The organism is Bacillus cereus group sp. N21 (assembly GCF_016483395.1).
Taxonomy (GTDB): domain Bacteria; phylum Bacillota; class Bacilli; order Bacillales; family Bacillaceae_G; genus Bacillus_A; species Bacillus_A pseudomycoides.
The window spans coordinates 1-1,232 of record NZ_JAEHBX010000195.1; the positions used below are offsets into that span (position 1 = coordinate 1).

A 1,232-nucleotide genomic window follows, 5' to 3' on the forward strand; every position below is an offset into this window, starting at 1 on the left:
GAGGGGATTTTTTCTATGGGTAAAATTAGAGTAACTTACGATATAGAATTTAAGAAAAAAGCAGTAGATTTATACCTTAAAGAAGGAATGGGATACAAAACGGCCGCTAAAGAACTAGGAATTGATCACTCAGTAGTAAGACGTTGGGTGAAACACTTTGAGGCTGAAGGTATCAAAGGACTAGAAGAAAAACGTGGTAAAGCGAAAGGGCCAGGTGTAGGTAGACCAAGAATCAAGCCAGAAGATCCAGAAGCTAAGATCAGACGATTAGAAGCGGAAAATGAAATGTTAAAAAAGCTCTTAGGGATGTAAAAGGAGGAATGAAAGCTGTATCCAAAGCGAGAAAGTTTGAAGTCATCCACGAGATGTCGGAAAAAGGTTTTACGGTTACCGTTCTATGCGATATTGCCGGTGTAACCAGAAGTGGGTACTACAAATGGATAAAACGGCACTCGACGCCTTCTGAAAAACAATCGGAGGATGTCAAAATCAAAAAAAAGATATTGAAGTGCCATAAAAAACTTAGGGGAATTTATGGATACAGAAGAGTACAAGTTTGGCTGAAAGTCACCTATAACCTTCACGTTAATCACAAACGTATACAGAGGTTGATGGGTGAACTAGGTATCAAAGCGATTATTAGGAGAAAACGACCTTATTATGGAAAAAAAGAAGCTTATGTGATTTCAGATAACCATCTGAACAGGGATTTCCAAGCTTCAAAACCGAATGAAAAATGGGTAACAGATATTACCTACTTGATTTTCAATGGACAGAGATTATACTTATCCGCTATTAAAGACTTGTACAACAATGAAATTGTTGCCTATGAAATCAGTCGTAGAAACGACCTTAAATTAGTGCTAGATACACTTAAGAAGGCAAGGAAAAAGCGAAATGCGAAAGGGATTCTCCTACATAGTGATCAAGGGTTCCAATACACATCCCGTCAATATAATCAATTACTAAAAAAATATCAGATGAAGGCTAGTATGTCTCGGAAGGGAAACTGTTGGGACAATGCTTGTATAGAAAACTTCTTCAGCCACTTTAAGTCAGAGTGTTTTCATTTATACTCTTTCCGCAAAGCTGATGAGGTTAAATTTGCCGTGCGCAAATATATACACTTTTATAATCACCAAAGATTTCAAAAGAAATTAAATAACCTGAGTCCATATAAATATAGAACTCAGGTTACTTAGTTGTGCTTTTTGAATACAGTCTACTTGACA

At 36.8% G+C, this 1,232-nt stretch carries 2 protein-coding genes; both read left to right on the top strand.

From position 1 onward, the window contains the following. Nucleotides 1–15 precede the first annotated feature (15 nt). On the top strand, nt 16–312 hold the full coding sequence (locus tag JDS96_RS30420; protein WP_199669087.1) for a transposase: 297 nt from the start codon (nt 16–18) through the stop codon (nt 310–312). Between the two features lie 8 nt (nt 313–320). Further along, complete coding sequence (locus tag JDS96_RS30425) at nt 321–1,202, top strand: IS3 family transposase (protein WP_006097496.1); 882 nt, start codon at nt 321–323, stop codon at nt 1,200–1,202. Nucleotides 1,203–1,232 lie beyond the last annotated feature (30 nt).

Bases quoted from the DNA above. Each gene is read 5' to 3' on its own strand.
- JDS96_RS30420 (WP_199669087.1), top strand. From the start codon at position 16: ATGGGTAAAATTAGAGTAACTTACGATATAGAATTTAAGAAAAAAGCA.
- JDS96_RS30425 (WP_006097496.1), top strand. From the start codon at position 321: ATGAAAGCTGTATCCAAAGCGAGAAAGTTTGAAGTCATCCACGAGATG.